Origin of the sequence: Pseudalkalibacillus decolorationis, assembly GCF_024609785.1 — a bacterium.
Lineage (GTDB): Bacteria > Bacillota > Bacilli > Bacillales > Fictibacillaceae > Pseudalkalibacillus > Pseudalkalibacillus decolorationis.
Window position 1 is genome coordinate 1 of the sequence record NZ_JANHJQ010000047.1, and the last position, 1,090, is coordinate 1,090.

Here is a 1,090-nt window from a genome sequence, read left to right on the forward strand (position 1 = left end):
GTTGTCTACGTTGAAATTCGTTAAAGATTCGTTTACTCATACTTGATTCCCCGTTCTCTCCATTTGTTTTGATTATAACGGGTTTTCCGTGTAAGTTAACACAAAAAATCCCGAATAACGGACTTTTTTTATAAGTGTCCATTATTCGGGATACAGTTCAAGCACTCCACTCAGGTCCTTTTTTGTCAGAGAACATCCGATAGCTTGTATTCTACGCCGTGTACCCCTTTGTAATACTCAGGATACATCTCTCCTCCGCATGTCTCACATGAAAACTTAGGTGGAATCGTCGGATCGCCACCATCCATCAAATCAAACTCCCGAACCACATGATACGGGATGTCTTCTTTTTCATGACACGCTAAACAGACATAGCTGACGCTCTGTGGTTTTTTCGATGTCATATTCCCTTTTTTCTTTTTCTTTCCTTTTTTGCGGTGCTTGGATACCGGTGAGATGGTGAATCATCCTTTCCAAATAGGCTTTCGTATCATTACATAAGGCTACTTTGATTTCGAGCTTTCCGTTTTCTAGGCAGACTTCTCCCTTGTATTCATAATAACACTCGCAATTCGGACAAACGAGAGGATCTTCGGAACCACTGGCGATCATTCTCTCTCGCCATGTTTGACGGCGTAAGGTTTTCTTCACCTTTACAATCCAACGTCTTGCGTCCTCTTGCCACTTCTGCAGCACTTTCTTACTTAATTTTTTACTTCTTCTGGAATACATCCCGTAATGACGNNNGGAACCACTGGCGATCATTCTCTCTCGCCATGTTTGACGGCGTAAGGTTTTCTTCACCTTTACAATCCAACGTCTTGCGTCCTCTTGCCACTTCTGCAGCACTTTCTTACTTAATTTTTTACTTCTTCTGGAATACATCCCGTAATGACGAATCGTCTTAAACTGTTGATCTGGAATATGCCGAACGAGTCGAGTGATGAATTCTTCAACACTTACCGTTTCGTGCTTTTCTTTCCCATCTGTTTTATCGATGTACTTGAACGTCACCATTTGACCATCATACGCCTCAATCCGATTGATTCCAATTGCGGGTCGACGAATATAACGGCCAATATAACGTAAC

Annotated in this window: 1 protein-coding gene and 2 pseudogenes; all 3 read right to left on the reverse strand. The window is 42.0% G+C overall.

What is annotated here, in order from left to right:
• Positions 1-185 precede the first annotated feature (185 nt).
• Positions 186-308 (reverse strand): hypothetical protein, encoded by a 123-nt coding sequence (locus tag NON16_RS24310; RefSeq protein WP_257352086.1) that lies wholly within the window; start codon positions 306-308, stop codon positions 186-188.
• 43 nt (positions 309-351) lie between these two features.
• Positions 352-609, reverse strand: a pseudogene (locus NON16_RS25870) (IS91 family transposase); the annotation flags it as partial.
• A 141-nt stretch (positions 610-750) separates the two neighbouring features.
• Positions 751-1,090, reverse strand: a pseudogene (locus NON16_RS25875) (transposase); the annotation flags it as partial.

Coding starts and splice junctions, on each gene's coding strand:
- NON16_RS24310 (WP_257352086.1), bottom strand. CDS start 308: ATGGATGGTGGCGATCCGACGATTCCACCTAAGTTTTCATGTGAGACA.